The sequence below is a fragment of the Ruegeria alba genome (genome assembly GCF_022321465.1).
Taxonomy (GTDB): Bacteria; Pseudomonadota; Alphaproteobacteria; order Rhodobacterales; family Rhodobacteraceae; genus Ruegeria_B; species Ruegeria_B alba.
Genome location: NZ_JAKOEM010000013.1, coordinates 78,187 through 95,110 on the forward strand (window position 1 = coordinate 78,187; position 16,924 = coordinate 95,110).

Genomic DNA, 16,924 nt, shown 5'->3' on the forward strand with positions numbered 1-16,924 from the left:
GGTCGCAGCCTACCCGGCTTATGAAAACAAGGGACCCAAACGTGAAGACACTTGTCATCTGCTCCGGCGGATTGGATTCGGTATCGCTGGCCCACAAGGTGGCCGCCGAGCACGATCTGATCGGTCTTATCTCTTTCGACTACGGTCAGCGCCACCGCAAGGAGCTGGACTTTGCCGCCCGCGCGGCTGCGCGGCTGGGCGTGCCGCATGATCTGATCGACATGCGCCAGATCGGCGCGCATCTGTCGGGCAGTGCCCTGACCGATGATGTGGACGTGCCCGACGGGCATTATGCCGAGGACACCATGAAGATCACCGTGGTGCCCAACCGCAATGCCATCATGCTGGCCATCGCCTTCGGCATCGCCGCGGCCAAACAGGCCGACGCGGTGGCAACGGCGGTGCATGGCGGCGATCACTTCATCTATCCCGATTGCCGTCCCGGGTTTACCCAGGCGTTCGAGGCGATGCAGGCGCAGGCGCTGGACGGTTATGCCAATGTCCGGCTCTACACCCCCTTTGTGCACGAACCGAAATCGGCCATCGTGAGCGAGGGCGCGCGCCACAACACGCCCTTTGCCGATACCTGGTCCTGCTACAAGGGGGGCGAGGTGCATTGCGGCCGCTGCGGCACCTGTGTCGAGCGGCGTGAGGCCTTCCATCTGGCCGACGTCGAGGACCCGACCGTCTATGCCGACCCCGAGTTCTGGCGCGCGGCGGTGGAGGGGCGCTGATGTACCGGATCACCAAGGAGTTCCATTTCTCGGCCTCGCACCAGCTGTGTCATCTGCCCGACGACCACCCCTGTGCCCGGCTGCACGGGCATAACTATATCGTCGAGGTCGAACTGGCCGCCGCCGATCTGGATGCCAACGGGTTTGTCCGCGATTACCGCGAGTTGAAGCCGCTCAAGACCTGGATCGACGACGCGCTGGACCATCGACACCTGAACGAGGTGTTCGGCCATGACATGGTCACGTCCGAACGGCTGGCGAAAGAGGTCTATGACTTCTGCAAGGCGCGCTGGGCAGAGACCAGCGCCGTGCGGGTCAGCGAAACGCCCAAGACCTGGGCCGAGTATCGGCCATGACCACTCTGCGCATCGCCGAGATCTTCGGCCCCACCATCCAGGGAGAGGGCGCGGTGATCGGCGCACCGACCGTATTCGTGCGGGCGGGCGGCTGTGACTACCGCTGTTCGTGGTGCGATAGCCTGCATGCGGTGGACAGCGCCTATCGTGATACATGGGCGCCTATGACCACGGAACAGGTCTGGGCCGAGGTTGAACGCCTGTCCGGTGGGGTGCCCCTGACGGTCTCGCTCTCGGGCGGCAACCCGGCAATTCAGGATTTCGGCCCGCTGATCGAGATGGGCAAGGCGCAGGGCTATCGCTTTGCGCTGGAAACCCAAGGATCGGTCGCGCGCGGCTGGTTCTGCGAACTGTCGCCCCTGATCCTCAGCCCCAAGCCGCCCTCGTCCGGCGAAACGGTCGATTGGGACCGGTTCGCCGACTGTATCGCGCGGGCGCGCGATGCCGTGACGGTGATCAAGATCGTGGTGTTCGACGAGACCGATTACCTCTGGGCGCGCGAGGTGGCGGCGCGTTATCCGAACCTGCCGATCTATCTGCAACCGGGCAACCACACGCCGCCGCCGCCTGATGCCGAGGATGCCGCCATCGATATGGACGGTATCATGACACGCTATGAATGGCTGATCGGTCGGGCCCTGGCCGACCGATGGTTCACCCCCACAATCCTGCCGCAGCTGCATGTGCTGGTCTGGGGCAACAAACGCGGCGTCTGAGACGCCGGGAGGAGCAAGACAATGGCCAATCAGGACATCTATGCAAACCTGACCCAACTGGGTGGCAAGACGGAACTGCCGAACTCGCCCGACGAGGCGGTGCTGGAAAAGGTGCCCAACCCGCAGGCGGGCACCGAATACGCGGTGCGCTTCACTGCGCCCGAGTTTACCTCGCTCTGCCCGCTGACGGCGCAGCCCGATTTCGCCCATATCGTGATCGACTATGTACCGGGCGACTGGCTGGTGGAAAGCAAGTCGCTGAAGCTTTATCTGGGCTCGTTCCGCAATCACGGTGCGTTCCACGAGGATTGCAGCGTCTCCATCGGCAAACGGCTGGTCGAGCTGCTAGCGCCCAAATGGCTGCGGGTCGGGGCCTATTGGTATCCGCGCGGCGGCATTCCGATCGACGTGTTCTATCAGACCGGGCCGGAATTGCCGGGTGTCTGGATCCCCGATCAGGGCGTGCCGACCTATCGCGGACGGGGCTAGGTTCAGGTCCCTAGGACTTCTCGAACAGCGCGATAAACGCCATGTCGTCCTTATGCGGACCGGCGGCCAGATCGCCATAGATCCGGACCCGGGGAAGTTTGAGGTTCTCGATCTGCCCCCGCTCCATCTCGCGCAGCGCGGTGGCAAAGCCTTTCTCGTCGAAATGCGCGGCGTTGATCGACAGCGCGAATTGCGCGCCGGGCCGGGCGACACGCAAAAGCGCGGGAAAAACCTCGGGGCCGAGATGGCCATGGGTGAAGGTGCCCGAGGACACGATACCGGAGTAACTCTCGCGCGGGGCGGGGATGCCCTGGTTCAGGTCGGTCTCGATGGCGTCGCGATAGATGTCCTTGCGCATGGCGCGGTCCAGCATCTCGGCGCTGATATCGGCGGCGTCGATCGGGCCGACGCCAAGCCCGGCCAGAATGGCACCGCAGAGGCCGGTTCCCGCGCCCACATCCAGCACCGGGCCTTGACCACCCGCCGCCACAAAGGCGCGCGCGGTGTGCATCGGCAGCTGGTAGTCTTCACGCGCGGCGAAGCCGTCGTCATAATCGCCTGCCCATTCGGCATAGAGCTGCCGGTTGTCCTCGGGCGATTGCAGGCGATAGGCCGCGTCCAGATCGGGTGTCTTGATGCTCATCCCCAATTGAAGGCCCAAGAGCGGATTCGAATCAAGTGCGTCGATCAAGCGCTTGCACATCGCGCATGGGCGCCGCATCTAGGATCCCATGACTGGAACACTGCTTTCTTTTGGACATGGCTATACCGCCCGGGTGCTGTCGCGGGCGCTGGCGCCGCAAGGCTGGCGCATCATCGGGACCAGCCGCAACCCCGACCAGCTGGAGGCGATCCGCGCCTCGGGCGCCGAGCCGCTGCTGTGGCCGGGCGAAGAGCCTTTGCTTGACGGTGTCACGCATCTGCTGATCTCGACCGCGCCCGATGCCACGGGCGATCCGGTGCTGGCGGCGCTGGGAGAGCAGATCGCGGCGCGCGCGGCGCAGTTCCGCTGGGTCGGTTACCTGTCGACCACCGCCGTCTATGGCGACCATGGAGGCGCCTGGGTTGACGAGACGACGCCGCTCAGCCCCCTGGCCGCACGTGGGCGCTGGCGGGTAATGGCGGAACAGCAATGGCAGGCGATTCCGGGTCTGCCGGTTCACATCTTTCGGTTGGCCGGTATCTACGGCCCGGGGCGCGGGCCATTCTCGAAACTGGGCAAGGGCGGCATTCGCCGGATCATCAAGCCGGGACAGGTCTTCTCGCGCATCCATGTCGAGGATATTGCCCAGGTCCTGGCGGCCTCGATGGCGCGACCCAACCCCGGATCGGTCTATAATGTCTGCGATGACGAACCGGTGCCGCCACAGGACGTGATCGCCTATGCGGCCGAGTTGCAGGGCCTGCCCTTGCCCCCAGCGGTGGATTTCGACAAGGCCGATCTGACCCCGATGGCGCGCAGTTTCTACAGCGAGAACAAGCGGGTGCGGAACGACCGGATCAAGGACGAACTGGGCGTGCAGTTGAAATACCCCAACTACCGGGTGGGGCTGGAGGCCTTGCAGGCCGAAAGCGGGGATTGACCGGGAAAGGGCTTGTTAGGGCCGTGTCCGTTGTCACGACCGCTCTGGCCCGTCAGCCTCTTCAGGTCCATGCAGCACGATATTGAACCCTTCGTCTGCCGTGGGTTCTGCGAAATACTTGGAAAACAGCTGAAACTGGGCTTCGGTCGCGGCAAAGGGGTGATCCCCCTTTGCATTGCGGGCATGCAGCCGTTGCAAACAGATTTCATCCGGGGTCGCCATGACGTGCAATTGGTGCGACGCATTCGATGCGGCAAGGATGCTGCGCATCCAAGTGCGGTTTTCGGTCGTGTTGGCCGGGAAATCGAGGACGACCGAAACCCCGGCTTTCAACAGCGAAACGACATGTGGCCCCATGATCGCCCGCAGCTTGGCCGCGCAGCGCATGTAGTCCTTTGGCGACGACATCTCTTCGGAAAACAAGGCGCTCAGCCAATCGTCTTCGGCAATCAGCACCGTTCCTTCGACGCGCCCCAAACGGGCAGCAAGGGTCGATTTCCCGGATCCGATCTTGCCGCAGAGCATGTGCAGGGTTGGGGCAGAAGGTGGCATTCGGGTATCCATTCTTTCTAGCCGACGGATTGATCCTCCGGGTCTGACGGCGGGCAGCCAACGTCGCAGCGGAACTCAGAGAGAGACCACATTTGATAACCAGGTGGTCAAGCCCGCTTCTCTCCGATCTTCGCCACGCCCAGCACTTCGAGCACCCTGGCCTCGATCTGGGGGGCGTTCATGCCTGCGATGGCGTACATGTCCTCGGGGCTGGACTGGTCGATGAACGTGTCGGGCAGGACCATCGAGCGGAACTTGAGCCCGTGGTCGAAGACGCCCTCGTCCGAGAGCAGTTGCGCGACATGGCTGCCGAAGCCGCCGACGGCGCCTTCTTCGATGGTGATCAGCGCTTCGTGATTGGCGGCCAGTTGCAGGATCAGGTCGCGGTCGAGCGGTTTGGCAAAGCGGGCGTCGGCGATGGTGGGGGCGATCCCCTTGGCCGCCAGCGCCTCGGCGGCCTTTTGCACCTCGGCCAGCCGGGTGCCGAAGGAGAGAAGGGCGACGCGGGCGCCTTTCCGGATCATCCGGCCCTTGCCGATTTCCAGCACCTTGCCCTGTTCGGGCATCTCGACGCCCACGCCCTCGCCGCGCGGATAGCGGAAGGCGATCGGACCGTCGTCATGGGCGGCGGCGGTGGCGACCATATGCACCAGTTCGGCCTCGTCGGCGGCGGCCATGACCACCATGCCGGGCAGGTTGGCCAGATAGGCGATGTCGAAACTGCCCGCATGGGTGGCGCCGTCGGCGCCGACCAGACCGGCGCGGTCGATGGCGAAGCGGACCGGCAGGCGCTGGATCGCGACGTCATGCACGACCTGATCGTAGCCGCGTTGCAGGAAGGTCGAGTACATCGCGCAGAAGGGTTTCAGCCCGCCCGCAGCCAGCGCGGCGGAGAAGGTCACGCCATGCTGTTCGGCGATGCCCACGTCGAAACAGCGCGAGGGGTAGCGTTCGGCAAAGAGGTTCAGCCCGGTGCCGTCGGGCATTGCGGCGGTGACGGCGACGATCTTGTCGTCGCGGGCGGCCTGATCGACCAGCGCGTTGCCAAAGACCGAAGTATAGGAGGGCGCGTTCGAGGGCGCCTTTTTCTGCTCGCCCGTCACCACGTCGAATTTTGCGGTGGCATGACCGCGGTCGCGGGCGCGTTCGGCGGGGGCATAACCCTTGCCCTTTTTCGTCAGCACATGCAGCAGGATCGGGCCGGTGGCGCGCGCCTTGATGGTGCGCAGGACCGGCAGGAGCTGGTGCATGTCATGCCCGTCGATAGGGCCGATATAGGAAAACCCCAGTTCCTCGAACAGGGTGCCGCCGACAGCCATGCCCTTGAGCATTTCCTTGGCGCGCTTGGCGCCCTCGCGGAAGGGTTCGGGCAAGAGCGATACCGCGCCCTTGGCGGCGGCTTTCAACTCCTGAAACGGGGCCTCGGCATAGAGGCGCGAGAGATAGTTCGACAGCGCGCCGACCGGCGGGGCGATCGACATCTCGTTGTCGTTGAGGATGACGATCAGGCGCTTTTTCAGGTGGCCCGCATTGTTCATCGCCTCGAACGCCATGCCGGCGGACATGGAACCGTCGCCGATCACGGCGATGGCGTCGCCCAACCCCTCGGGCGTCACCCCGCCCAGATCGCGCGCCACGGCAAACCCGAGGGCTGCACTGATCGAGGTGGAGCTATGGGCGGCGCCGAACGGGTCATAGGGCGACTCGGAGCGTTTGGTGAAGCCCGAAAGCCCGTCCTTCATCCGCAGGGTGCGGATGCGGTCGCGGCGTTCGGTCAGGATCTTGTGCGGATAACACTGGTGGCCGACATCCCAGATCACCTTGTCGCGCGGCGTGTCGAACACCGCGTGCAGTGCCACGGTCAGTTCCACCACGCCAAGGCCTGCGCCCAGGTGGCCGCCGGTGACCGAGACGGCCGAGACGGTCTCGGCCCGAAGCTCGCCGGCGAGCTGGGTGAGCTGCGCGTCGGAGAACCGTTTCAGGTCCGCTGGACGGGTCACTTGGTCGAGAAGCGGGGTATGCGGGCGGTCAGACATGGCGTCCTTCGTGGTTCAGTTCTCGCGCGCAATAACGAAGCGGGCGGCTTCCTTCAAGGTTTCGGCGCGGGCGCCATAGGGTGAAAGCGCATCGCAGGCCTGGTCGACAAGGTCGCGGGCGCGGGTCCTGGCGGCGTCGAGACCCAGGAGCGAGACAAAGGTGGCCTTGCCCGCGCTGGCGTCCTTTTGCAGCCGTTTGCCCGCCTTTTCGGCATCGCCTTCTACGTCCAAGATGTCGTCGGCGATCTGGAAAGCAAGCCCCAGCGCGCGGGCATATTGGCGCAAGGGGGCTGGGTCGGCCCCGGCCAGCACGGCTCCGGCGGCGGCGGACCATTCGATCAGCGCTCCGGTCTTGCCCGCTTGCAGTTGGGTGATCTGGTCAAGTGTCAGCGGTTCGGGCGCGGTTTCGGCGGCGATGTCCAGCGCCTGGCCCAGTACCATGCCGCGCGCGCCCGCCGCCTGCGCCAGCGTGAGCGCCAGAGTGGCGCGGGTCTCGGCGCTGCCTGTCTCGGGGCGGGTGCACAGCTCAAACGCCAGCGAATGCAGCGCGTCGCCTGCCAGAACGGCGGTGCCCTCGTCCCATTTCACATGAGCGGTAGGGCGGCCCCGGCGCAGGTCATCGTCGTCCATGCAGGGCAGGTCGTCATGCACCAGGCTGTAAGCATGCAGCGCCTCGATGGCGGTGGCGGGCCAGATCGCGCGCGCCTCGTCCACATCATGCAGCCGGGCGCTTTCCAGCACCAGAAAGCCGCGCAGGCGCTTGCCGCCCTCGGTGGTCCAGGCCATGGCGCGGGTGATGTCGAGCGGCTCCAGCGCGCCCAGCACAGTGTCGAAACTGCGCTGGATCAGCGCGGCGTCCTGCGCCAGCCTTTCGCCGAACATGGTCAGAGACCTTCGACCGGCTTGGTGCCCGTTGGTTGGCCATTGCTGTCGAGCGTGATGGCGGCAACCTTTTCTTCGGCGCGCTTCAGCTCGTCCTCGCAGCGTTTCTTCAGCGCCGCGCCGCGTTCATAGAGCGCGATGGACTGATCCAGCGCCACATCGCCGCGTTCAAGCTGACCGACCACGGTTTCCAGCTCTTTCATCGCCTGTTCAAAGCTCATCTGGTCGACGGGGGTCTCGGTCATGTCGCGGCCTTTATCAATTCCTGTACATGCGCGCGCGTTGCAGCGGCGAGCGCGTTCAGATCATAACCGCCTTCGAGAGTCGAGACGATACGGCCCTGACACAGCTCTTGCGCCAGGGTGCACAGCTCGGCGGTGAGCCAGGCGAAATCTGCGGTGGACCAGTTCAGGTTGGCCAGCGGATCATCCTGATGGGCGTCGAACCCGGCTGAGATGATGATGAGTTCAGGCATGAAGGCGCGCAGGCGCGGGAAGGCCTGGGCCGTGTAGGCCGCGCGCATCTCGGCGCCGCCGGTGCCCGGGGCCAGCGGGATGTTGAGGATCTGGCCGTGCGCGCCATCCTCGTCCGGGCGGCCCGAACCGGGCCAGAGCGGCATCTGCTGGCTGGTGATCAGCAGCGCGCGCGCCTCGTCCCACAAAAGATCCTGGGTGCCGTTGCCGTGATGCACGTCGAAATCCACAACCGCGACGCGGTTCAGCCCGTGAAAATCGAGCGCGTGTTTCGCGGCCAGCGCGGCATTGCCGAACAGGCAGAAGCCCATCGCGGTTTCGCGTTCGGCGTGGTGGCCCGGCGGGCGGATGGCGCAAAAGGCGTTTTGCACCTCGCCGCCCAGCACCATGTCGACGGCGCGCACCACGGCGCCCGCGGCACGGAACGCGGCATCGACCGATCCGGGTGACAGGAACGTGTCGCCGTCGATCTTGGCAAATCCCTCCTCGGGGCGGGCATCGCGGATATCGGCGATGTAGCCCGCAGGATGGATGCGCAGCAGGTCGTCTTCGGCGGCCAGCGGCGCGGTGACGCGGCGCAGGTCGAACGGCTCCAGCGCGTGAAGCACATGTTCCAGCCGCGCCACCCGTTCGGGGTGGCCGGTCGGCGTGACATGGGTCAGGCAGTCGGCATGGGTGATCAGGGCGGTGGTCATTGGCATTCCTTTGGGCGGGCCGGGATCAGTCCGGTGCCAGCATGTAGCCCGCGCCGCGCACCGTTTGCAGATAGCGCGGCTGTTTCGGGTTGGGCTCGATCTTGCGGCGCAGACGGGTGATCTGCACATCGACCGCGCGTTCCTGGGCCTGGCCCCGGTCGCGGCCCAGATCCTCGACCAGCTTGGTGCGGGTGATCGCCTCGCCCGGACGGGCGGCAAAGATCTTCATCAACTGGTTTTCGGTGGCGGTCAGGCGGACCAGCTGGTCGCCCTGCCACATTTCACCGCGTTCTATGTCATATCGGATCGGCCCCAGTTGCAGGAACTTGGGTGCCGCGTCCTGCGCGCTGGTATCGGGCACCCGGCGCAGGATCGCGTTGATCCGGAGCAGAAGCTCGCGCGGTTCGAAGGGTTTGGCGAGATAGTCGTCGGCGCCAGCCTCCAGCCCGGCGATCCGGTGCTCTGTCTCGCCACGGGCGGTCAGCAGCAGGATTGGCGTGCTCAAGCTCTTGCGCAGGGCGCGGGTCAGGCTGACACCATCTTCGCCCGGCATCATCACATCCATGACGATCAGGTCGAAATCCAGCCCCGACAGGATGCGCCGGGCATGTTCGGCGTCGCGCGCTGCGGTGACAAGGAACCCGTGGCGCATCAGGAACTTCTTCAGCAGGTCACGAATGCGCTCGTCGTCATCGACGATCAGCAGATGGGCGTCAAAAGCACTCATGAGCCGCTGTCCCGCAGCTTGGCATAGGCCCGGTGCATCTCGCGATCCATCATCGCCTCCAATACCTGGCGAAAGCCGGCAACCGCCTCGGGCCCGGCCTCCTTGTATGCGGCGCGCATCCGGGCACGCTGCGCATCCGACAGTTTCGCCTCCAGCGCCGCGCCTGCCTCGGTCAGGAACAGGTGTCGCTCGCGCTTGTCCTGGGTGCCGACCCGGCTTTCGACCAGGCCGTCGGCGATGAGGGTGCGCAGAACGCGGTTCAGCGACTGTTTGGTGACCCCCAGAATGGCCAGCAGGTTGTTCACCGTGGTGCCCGGCGCGCGGTTGATGAAGTGGATCGCGCGGTGATGGGCGCGGCCATAGGCCATCTCGGCCAGGATGCGGTCGGGGTCGGCGGTAAAGCCGCGATAGGCGAAAAACATCGCCTCGATCCCCTGCCGCAGCTGCTCGTCGGTCAGAAACAGCAGGCTTTCACCGCCAAAGACCGGTGATGGTCGCGCGTCGGACATGTGGTGCACCTTTGTCGTTCCTCGTCACTTTATGTCAGTCTTGTTGACATTCCAATACTGAACAGGTAGTGAGTCGCAGTTTTTGCGCAATATAGTGTCCGGTGTGGAACTTGCTGGCGCAATAATTGGAAATACGACCTGGTTTGGAGGGAACACAATGGCGGGTTATGATGATCGCGATGGCGTGATCTGGATGGATGGAGAACTGGTCGATTGGCGCGATGCCAAGGTCCATATCCTGACCCATGCCATGCACTATGCCTCGTCCGTGTTCGAGGGCGAGCGCGCCTATAACGGCAAGATCTTCAAGAGCCGGGAACATTCCGAGCGGCTCGTCGCCAGTGCGCAGGCGCTGGACATGCCGATGCCCTATTCGGTCGATCAGATCGAGGCCGCCAAGGAAGAGACGCTGAAGGCCAGCGGTCTGACCGATGCCTATGTGCGCGCGCTGGTCTGGCGCGGGTCGGGCGAGGATATGGGCGTGGCCTCGGCCCGCAACCCGGTGCGGATGGCGATCGCGGTCTGGCCCTGGGGCGCCTATTACGGCGACGCCAAGATGCAGGGCGCCAAACTGGACATCGCCGAGTGGAAGCGGCCCAGCCCCGAAACGATCCCGGTCCATGCCAAGGCGGCGGGTCTTTACATGATCTGCACCATCTCCAAGCACAAGGCCGAGGCCAAGGGCTGTTCGGATGCGCTGTTCATGGACTGGCGCGGCTATGTGGCCGAGGCGACCGGCGCCAACGTGTTCTTTGTCAAGGATGGCGAGGTGCATACGCCGCTGGCCGACTGCTTCCTGAACGGGATCACCCGGCAGACGGTGATCGGGATGCTCAAGGACAAGGGCATCACCGTGCACGAGCGCCGCATCAAGCCGGAAGAGATGGAAGGATTCGAACAGTGCTGGCTGACCGGCACCGCCGCCGAGGTCACCCCGGTGGGCCAGATCGGGCCTTATACGTTCGAAGTGGGCCAGATGACCCGCGATATCGCGGCGGAGTACGAGGCGCTGGTTCGGGCCTAGGTTCTGACTCCTTTTTAGAGAGAGGACGCCGGTCACCCGGCGCCCTTTTTCGTTCAGACGATTTCGGTCGTGACGACGATGTTGCCACGCGTGGCGTTGGAATAGGGGCAGATGGCGTGGCCCGCATCGGCGATGCGCTGTGCCTCGGCTGCATCGACGCCCGGCATCGAGACCTTGAGCGCCACGGTCAGGCCGAACCCGCCCTCGGCGCGGGGGCCGATGCCGACCTCGGCGTCGACCGAGACATCGGCAGGCACCTTGGACAGCGTCTTGTCCTGGGTCGTGGCGAATTGCATTGCCCCGATATAGCAGGCGGCATAACCGGCGGCGAAAAGCTGTTCGGGGTTATGGCCCTTGCCGTTGCCGCCCATCGCGGGCGGGGTCGCGAGCACCAGATCGAGGCCGGATTCGGCGACCTGCGCCTGGCCATTGCGGCCACCGGTGGCGCGGGCATGGGCGGTATAGACGGGGGAAACGGTCATGTTGGGCTCCATAATATCGAGTACGATTATATCGTGTGCGATTTAAATAAGGGCGCAAGTCGGGAAATGCAAGACATTGCGAAATAATCGCGCGCGATCTATATCATTGGCATGCTGGACCGTGCCCTTACTCTCGACGAGTTGCTCTGCTTTTCGCTCTATTCCGCCAATCACGCGATGGGGCGGCTCTATCGCCCGCTGCTGGCGCGGTTCGATCTAACCTATCCGCAATACCTGGTGCTGGTGGCGCTGTGGCAGCAGGACGGCCGCAAGGTGAGCGATCTGGGTACGGTATTGCAGCTTGAATCGAACACGCTGACGCCGCTCTTGAAGCGGATGGAGGCGGCGGGGCTGATCAGGCGCGCGCGCAACCCGCAGGATGAGCGCAGCGTGATCGTGACCCTGACCGACAAGGGCCAGTCGCTGGAGGGCGAGGCGGCAGAGATCTCGAACTGCATCCTGGCGGCGGCGGATGCGGATCTGGCCGAACTGGCCGAGCTGCGCGACCGGCTGCACCGGTTGACCGAACGGTTGCGCGAGGCCGGATAGCGGCCCCGCGCGTCAGGTGGTTACGACCACCGATCCCCTCATATGCGGGTGGTAGGCACAGAAATAGGGATAGGTGCCTGGGGTGTCGAAGCGGATCGTGGCCTGCCCGCCCTTTTCCAATTCTTCGGTATCCCAGTTTACCTCGTCATCGGTGGCGGTATGCGGGGCAAAATCGTGGTTGATCCAGCGCACGCTTTCCCCGGCCCGAATGGTGACCTCGGCCGGCTCAAAGACAAAGGCGCGGATATCGACCACCACCGGGCTAGAGCCCGATGCGGGGAGCGCGGAACCCACGATCGCCCCCCCCGCACCGAAGCAGACCTGCCTGCGGGTCAGCCGCATTGCAGGCCGTTCACCATCTGCTCGGCATGGCCTTCGTGCACCTTGAAGGTGACGAGCGCTTCGGACAGCAGATCCTTGAGCGGTTCGACGGTCGCGGTCGGGATGAAGACGCCTTCGACCGTCTGGTTGACCACCTGATGGTAACCGAGTTCGTTCTGGGCATAGGCGCAGTCAAAGGCCTTGCCGCTCAGCGACATCAGTTCGGCGCGCTTGTCGGCAGCACCCTTGACCAGCGTGCGGCTCAGGTCGTTGTCCTGGGGCGTGACGTTCAGCTTGGTGATCAGATCGCCGGCAGCCACGTTCACCGCAGTGTGGTCACGGATCATGGTTTCGGCAAAGGCGCGGACCTCGGCATTCTCGGACACGGCCAGCGCCAGATGCGCATAGCGGATGTCGATCTGGCCGGCGGTATAGGCGGTATGTGCGATTTCCAGGTCGTTCATCTTGTCAGCTGCCTGGACGGTTTGGGCGGCAAATCCGAGGGCAAGGGCGGCGGCGAGGGTAATGGTCTTCATATCTTGTCTCCTTAAAAGGTTTCGGTAATCCCTCAGATAATTGGTTTCCCGGTATGTTGAATGCGCGTGAAGACAAAGAACATTGCAGATCGTTCAGCTATCTGGACGGAATGAAAAAAATAAGTATGTTGGCGGCATGTTGGACCTGCTCAGCGATATCCTCACCCGTCTGTCCCTGAAGGGGACGCTGTATTTCCGCACCTCGTTCACGCCGCCCTTCGGCGTGCACGTGCCCTCGTATCAGAACGTGGCCCGGTTTCACTTCGCCTATCGCGGCGAATGCATGGTGCATGTGCCGGCGGCAAACGAGACGCTGCGACTGACCCAAGGTGATCTGGTGCTGATCCCGCACGGTGCCGAACACATGCTGTTGTGCCAGCATTCGCGCCCCGATTCCGCGCTGCCGCTGGATACGGTGCTGAGCCGGTCGGGCTATCGCGGTGAGGGGGTGCTGGTCTATGGCGGCGACGAGGACGATCAGGACACGCAGCTGATCTGCGGGCATCTGACCTACGGCATGCATGGCCGGTCCTGCCCGGGTCATACCCTGTTGGAGCGGCTACCGCCCTATATCCTTATCCGGGATTATGGCGAGGAGCGCGGCGCGTGGCTGGAGGCAACTTTGCGCGTGATCGCGGCCGAGGCCGGGCGCGACAGGATGGGCAGCGACCTGATCGCGCTCAAGATGACCGAGGCGCTGTTTGCCCAGGCGATTCGGGCGCATCTGGAAACCGTGAGCCCGGACGATTCCGCGCTGGCGGGGTTTGCTGATCCCAACCTGTCGCGCGCGCTCAGCGCCTTTCACCGGGATCCGGCCAAGGACTGGACTGTCGAAATGCTGGCTCGGATTGCGGGGCAGTCACGCACCGGTTTCGCGCAGCATTTCGCTGCCAAGATGGAGATGACCCCGATGCAATACCTGACCTCGTGGCGGATGCAGATCGCCTGTCAGGGTCTGGTTGACAGCCGGTTGAGCGTGGCCGATGCCGCTGAATTGGCCGGCTACGCCTCGGAAGCGGCGTTCAGCCGGGTGTTCCGCAAGCAGCTCGGGGTGTCCCCAGCGGCCTATCGGCAACAGTTCGATAGCGCGAAGAGACAGGCATTGGCTGCATCCTGAACGATCTGACTTGATTCTCGAACTTTGGATCATTCAGCGTTCGATCTTCTGGCTCCATATCAGGGGTATGCCGCCGTAGGGCGGTTCAACCAACCTGATAAGGACCCCAATCATGTCTATTCGTTTTGTTACCCGCACCGTGCATGCCTATCTCGACTATCCCGTGGCGCTGGCCCTGATGGGCCTGCCCGTGATCCTGGGCCTGGGCGCCGACAACCCGATGGCGCTGTGGCTGTCGGTGATCACCGGTTTCGCGGCCTTTGTCCTGACCCTGCTGACCGATCACCATCTGGGGGTCTGGCGCGTCCTGCCCTACAAGTTCCATCTGGCCGTTGACCTGACCGTGGGCATCGTGTTCCTGCTGGCGCCCAGCCTGTTCGGGTTCACGGGGCTGGATGCGCTGTTCTACTGGGTCAACGGCGCGGCGGTTGTCACCGTGATCTCTTTGAGCACGCCCGAGGCGAAACCGGCGATGTAAGCCGGTGACGGCAGCGATCCGTCACAATAACATCGTGAGAAGTTCAAGAATCCGAGCCGCGGGTTTTACAAACCCGCGGCTCTCATGCGCCTACCAATCGCGCGGACCGGAGACTCCGGCCGCCAGACAGGAGAGCATTCGCATGACACGACTTCTTCGCCCCTCGCGCCGGGCCTTTCTGGCAGGCGGCACCGCTTTTACCGCAACGCTGGCCATACCCGCGATCAGTCGCGCCGCCTCGCGCCCGGTCTTTACCCATGGGGTGCAATCCGGTGACGTCGATACCGCATCGGGCATGATCTGGACCCGCACCGACCGTCCGGCAAAAGTGATGATGGAAGTGTCGAGCACCGAGAGCTTTGCCGAGGCGCGCCGCCTGTCGCCGATGTTCGCCACACCCGAGAGCGATCTTGCCGTCAAGCGGCTGGTCGAGGGCCTGCCCGCCGATCAGGAGGTGTTCTATCGCTTTGTCGCCGCCGACTTGGACGATATCCGCGCCGTGTCCGAGCCCATCGTCGGCCGCTTCCGTACAGCACCGACCGCGCGGCGGGATATCCGGTTTGCGTGGTCGGGCGATACCGCCGGTCAGGGTTGGGGTATCGACGACGAGGGTATGCGCACCTATGCCACCATGGCTCAACATCGGCCCGATTTCTTCATCCATTCCGGCGATACGATCTATGCCGATGGCCCGATGAAGGACGAGGTCGAAAAGGACGGCGCGGTGATCTGGAAGAACACCACCTTGATCGAGGAAAAGCGCAAGGTGGCCGAAACGCTGGCCGAGTTCCGGGGTCAGTGGAAATACAATTTGATGGACGAACATGTGCAGGCGATGAACGCGCTTTGCCCGACATTCTTCCAATGGGACGACCACGAGGTGGTCAACAACTGGTCGGATGCCAAGGACCTGAGCGCCGACGACCGCTATACCGAGAAGTCGGTGCATGTGCTGCAAAGCCGCGCCGCGCGGGCGTTTCACGAGATGACGCCGCTCAGGATCACGCCCGCCGAGCCGGGCAGGGTCTATCGCAAGATTTCCTACGGGCCGATGCTGGATGTGTTCTTCCTCGACCTGCGCAGCTATCGCGGGCCCAACGGCGCGTCGATGGAGGAGGAAATCACCGATCAGAGCCGTATCCTGGGCGCCGAGCAGCTGGCCTGGATCAAGCGGGAACTGGCGGCCTCGACCGCGACCTGGAAGGTGATCGCATCCGACATGCCCATTGGGCTGATCGTCTGGGACAACTGGAAGGAAAAGGCAGGCGCCGAGGCGGTGGCGAACGGTGACCACGGCCCTGCGCGAGGGCGCGAGTTGGAGATTGCCGATCTCCTGCGCTTTATCAAGAGCGCGGGCGTGCGCAACACGGTCTGGTTCACGGCGGATGTGCATTACACCGCCGCGCATCACTACAGCCCGGACCGGGCGCAGGTCCAGGATTTCGAGCCGTTCTGGGAGTTTGTCTCGGGCCCGCTGCATGCCGGGACCTTCGGCCCCAACGAGCTGGACCGGACCTTTGGCCCCGAGGTGAAGTTCGTCAAGGCGCCGACACCGGAGCAGGGCGCGAACCTGCCGCCCAGCATGGGGCTCCAGTTCTTCGGCCTCGTGGACATCGACGCCGCCAGCCAGCAGATGAAGGTCCGCCTGATGGATCGCGGCAATACCGAGCTGTGGTCGGTCACGCTCGACCCGGTTCTGTCGGCGCTCTGACGTTTGCCACGGGCCAGAAAATTGAAAATTTTCTGGTGACAGAATTTCTGTGAAATTCTGCGGCTGGCCCCGATGGGGCCAGTCAGCGTCGGGCGCGGCCTTCGCGCAGGATGGTGTAGATGCCGCCCGCGACGATGATGGCGCTACCCACCCAGGTGGCGGCGTCTGGCGTTTCGCCAAACACAACAATCCCGAGGATCATGGCAAAGACCAGCCGCGCATAGCGGAACGGGGCGATGACCGAGATCTCGCCGCGCCGCATTGCGCGGGTCAGGCATTCGTATGCCAGTACACCGAACAGGATCGCGGCACCCAGGTGCCGCGCTGTGCCCCAATCTGGCAGGGTAGCGCCGCCGGTCCAGACCAAAGCCAGCACGCCCGAGACCACCAGCGCGCCAAAGCCGTAGACGCCCAGTTGCGCGTTGCTCAGCCGGGGCCGCGCGGCGCGGGTGGCCAGGTCGCGCCCGGCAAAGCCGATCATGCCGAGGACGGCAAAGATCGAGGCGGGGACAAAACCCTGCATCCCGGGGCGCAGGATCAGCAGCACGCCCGCCAGCCCGATCAGGATCGCGACCCAGCGCCGCCAGCCCACCGTTTCGCCCAGAAACAGCGCCGCCCCCATCGCCACCACCAGCGGTGTCGCCTGAAGGATGGCGGATGTGCTGGTGAGTGGGGTCAGCGCCAGCGCCAGCGTATAGCAGATGCGCCCCATCACCTCGAAGCCCGAGCGGATCGCGAGCGTCCGGTCGGGCCGGACAAAGGCGGCCTCGCCCCGCCAGCGGGCCAGCAGGGCAAAGATGCCCATGCCGCCCAGCCCGAAGAGAATCAGCACCTGCCCGACGGGCAGGACCGCCGTGGCGGATTTGACGAACATATCCTCGAGCGCAAAGGCGCCCATGGCGGCCACCATATAGAGGCTGCTGCTGAGGTTTTCGGCCTGCCGGCTCATGGGCG

The 16,924-nt window shown here is 64.4% G+C and carries 22 protein-coding genes; 10 read left to right on the plus strand and 12 right to left on the minus strand.

Going from position 1 to position 16,924, the window contains the following annotated elements; all coding sequences use genetic code 11:
• The first annotated feature begins 41 nt into the window (after positions 1-41).
• The 4 genes from queC to queF are packed head-to-tail and all read left to right on the plus strand — an operon-like array spanning position 42 to position 2,295.
• Positions 42-734, plus strand: a complete 693-nt coding sequence (queC, locus tag MB818_RS14505; protein WP_238905547.1) for a 7-cyano-7-deazaguanine synthase QueC — start codon at positions 42-44, stop codon at positions 732-734.
• A complete protein-coding gene (queD, locus tag MB818_RS14510) occupies positions 734-1,090 on the plus strand; it encodes a 6-carboxytetrahydropterin synthase QueD (RefSeq protein WP_234144599.1) in 357 nt (118 codons plus the stop codon). The genes queC and queD overlap by 1 nt, the downstream gene beginning before the upstream one ends.
• Positions 1,087-1,806: a 7-carboxy-7-deazaguanine synthase QueE gene (gene queE, locus MB818_RS14515; RefSeq protein ID WP_234177847.1), complete on the plus strand. Its 720-nt coding sequence runs from the start codon at positions 1,087-1,089 to the stop codon at positions 1,804-1,806. Before queD ends, queE begins: the two co-directional genes overlap by 4 nt.
• Before the next feature lie 21 nt (positions 1,807-1,827).
• Positions 1,828-2,295 carry a preQ(1) synthase gene (gene queF, locus MB818_RS14520; protein ID WP_234144597.1) on the plus strand — a complete coding sequence of 156 codons (468 nt, stop codon included), beginning with the start codon at positions 1,828-1,830 and terminating at the stop codon, positions 2,293-2,295.
• A gap of 10 nt (positions 2,296-2,305) precedes the next feature.
• Here queF and MB818_RS14525 read toward each other — a convergent pair whose 3' ends face one another.
• Positions 2,306-2,938 carry a class I SAM-dependent DNA methyltransferase gene (locus tag MB818_RS14525; protein WP_234139934.1) on the minus strand — a complete coding sequence of 211 codons (633 nt, stop codon included), beginning with the start codon at positions 2,936-2,938 and terminating at the stop codon, positions 2,306-2,308.
• Between the two features lie 88 nt (positions 2,939-3,026).
• Here MB818_RS14525 and MB818_RS14530 point away from each other — a divergent pair, with 88 nt between their 5' ends.
• Complete coding sequence (locus MB818_RS14530; RefSeq protein WP_234177846.1) at positions 3,027-3,878, plus strand: SDR family oxidoreductase; 852 nt, start codon at positions 3,027-3,029, stop codon at positions 3,876-3,878.
• A 33-nt stretch (positions 3,879-3,911) separates the two neighbouring features.
• Here MB818_RS14530 and MB818_RS14535 read toward each other — a convergent pair whose 3' ends face one another.
• The 7 genes from MB818_RS14535 to MB818_RS14565 form a co-directional block, all read right to left on the minus strand.
• The gene (locus MB818_RS14535) at positions 3,912-4,430 is read right to left on the minus strand and encodes a P-loop nucleotide/nucleoside kinase family protein (protein WP_234165394.1); all 519 of its coding nucleotides are present in this window, start codon (positions 4,428-4,430) and stop codon (positions 3,912-3,914) included.
• Between the two features lie 107 nt (positions 4,431-4,537).
• A complete protein-coding gene (dxs, locus tag MB818_RS14540; RefSeq protein ID WP_238905549.1) occupies positions 4,538-6,466 on the minus strand; it encodes a 1-deoxy-D-xylulose-5-phosphate synthase in 1,929 nt (642 codons plus the stop codon).
• A gap of 15 nt (positions 6,467-6,481) precedes the next feature.
• Complete coding sequence (locus MB818_RS14545; RefSeq protein WP_234177843.1) at positions 6,482-7,348, minus strand: polyprenyl synthetase family protein; 867 nt, start codon at positions 7,346-7,348, stop codon at positions 6,482-6,484.
• 2 nt (positions 7,349-7,350) lie between these two features.
• Positions 7,351-7,593 carry an exodeoxyribonuclease VII small subunit gene (locus MB818_RS14550; protein ID WP_044027791.1) on the minus strand — a complete coding sequence of 81 codons (243 nt, stop codon included), beginning with the start codon at positions 7,591-7,593 and terminating at the stop codon, positions 7,351-7,353.
• Positions 7,590-8,516: a histone deacetylase family protein gene (locus MB818_RS14555; protein ID WP_234177842.1), complete on the minus strand. Its 927-nt coding sequence runs from the start codon at positions 8,514-8,516 to the stop codon at positions 7,590-7,592. Before MB818_RS14555 ends, MB818_RS14550 begins: the two co-directional genes overlap by 4 nt.
• A 25-nt stretch (positions 8,517-8,541) precedes the next feature.
• Positions 8,542-9,243, minus strand: a complete 702-nt coding sequence (locus MB818_RS14560) for a response regulator (protein ID WP_234139928.1) — start codon at positions 9,241-9,243, stop codon at positions 8,542-8,544.
• Entirely contained in the window at positions 9,240-9,752 is a 513-nt protein-coding gene (locus MB818_RS14565) for a MarR family winged helix-turn-helix transcriptional regulator (protein WP_234139927.1), read from the minus strand. The genes MB818_RS14560 and MB818_RS14565 overlap by 4 nt, the downstream gene beginning before the upstream one ends.
• A 157-nt stretch (positions 9,753-9,909) precedes the next feature.
• On the opposite strand from MB818_RS14565, the gene MB818_RS14570 reads away from it, so the two are divergent.
• Positions 9,910-10,776, plus strand: coding sequence for a branched-chain amino acid aminotransferase (locus tag MB818_RS14570; protein ID WP_234139926.1), 867 nt, complete (start codon positions 9,910-9,912; stop codon positions 10,774-10,776).
• 53 nt (positions 10,777-10,829) lie between these two features.
• Here MB818_RS14570 and MB818_RS14575 read toward each other — a convergent pair whose 3' ends face one another.
• Complete coding sequence (locus tag MB818_RS14575; protein WP_234139925.1) at positions 10,830-11,258, minus strand: organic hydroperoxide resistance protein; 429 nt, start codon at positions 11,256-11,258, stop codon at positions 10,830-10,832.
• A gap of 111 nt (positions 11,259-11,369) precedes the next feature.
• Here MB818_RS14575 and MB818_RS14580 point away from each other — a divergent pair, with 111 nt between their 5' ends.
• Positions 11,370-11,807, plus strand: a complete 438-nt coding sequence (locus tag MB818_RS14580) for a MarR family winged helix-turn-helix transcriptional regulator (protein ID WP_234139924.1) — start codon at positions 11,370-11,372, stop codon at positions 11,805-11,807.
• 12 nt (positions 11,808-11,819) lie between these two features.
• On the opposite strand, the gene MB818_RS14585 is transcribed toward MB818_RS14580, so the two are convergent.
• Together MB818_RS14585 and MB818_RS14590 are read right to left on the minus strand one after the other, a co-directional pair.
• Entirely contained in the window at positions 11,820-12,101 is a 282-nt protein-coding gene (locus MB818_RS14585; RefSeq protein ID WP_234144587.1) for a cupredoxin domain-containing protein, read from the minus strand.
• Positions 12,102-12,139: 38 nt separating this feature from the next.
• The gene (locus tag MB818_RS14590; protein WP_234144586.1) at positions 12,140-12,664 is read right to left on the minus strand and encodes a DUF4142 domain-containing protein; all 525 of its coding nucleotides are present in this window, start codon (positions 12,662-12,664) and stop codon (positions 12,140-12,142) included.
• A 136-nt stretch (positions 12,665-12,800) separates the two neighbouring features.
• Here MB818_RS14590 and MB818_RS14595 point away from each other — a divergent pair, with 136 nt between their 5' ends.
• The 3 genes from MB818_RS14595 to MB818_RS14605 all read left to right on the plus strand — a co-directional run bounded on the left by MB818_RS14595 (position 12,801) and on the right by MB818_RS14605 (position 15,970).
• Entirely contained in the window at positions 12,801-13,781 is a 981-nt protein-coding gene (locus MB818_RS14595; RefSeq protein ID WP_234139921.1) for an AraC family transcriptional regulator, read from the plus strand.
• Between the two features lie 112 nt (positions 13,782-13,893).
• Positions 13,894-14,259: a hypothetical protein gene (locus MB818_RS14600; RefSeq protein ID WP_234139920.1), complete on the plus strand. Its 366-nt coding sequence runs from the start codon at positions 13,894-13,896 to the stop codon at positions 14,257-14,259.
• A gap of 142 nt (positions 14,260-14,401) precedes the next feature.
• Positions 14,402-15,970 carry an alkaline phosphatase D family protein gene (locus MB818_RS14605; RefSeq protein ID WP_238905551.1) on the plus strand — a complete coding sequence of 523 codons (1,569 nt, stop codon included), beginning with the start codon at positions 14,402-14,404 and terminating at the stop codon, positions 15,968-15,970.
• Between the two features lie 82 nt (positions 15,971-16,052).
• On the opposite strand, the gene MB818_RS14610 is transcribed toward MB818_RS14605, so the two are convergent.
• A complete protein-coding gene (locus tag MB818_RS14610) occupies positions 16,053-16,919 on the minus strand; it encodes a DMT family transporter (protein WP_238905553.1) in 867 nt (288 codons plus the stop codon).
• Positions 16,920-16,924 lie beyond the last annotated feature (5 nt).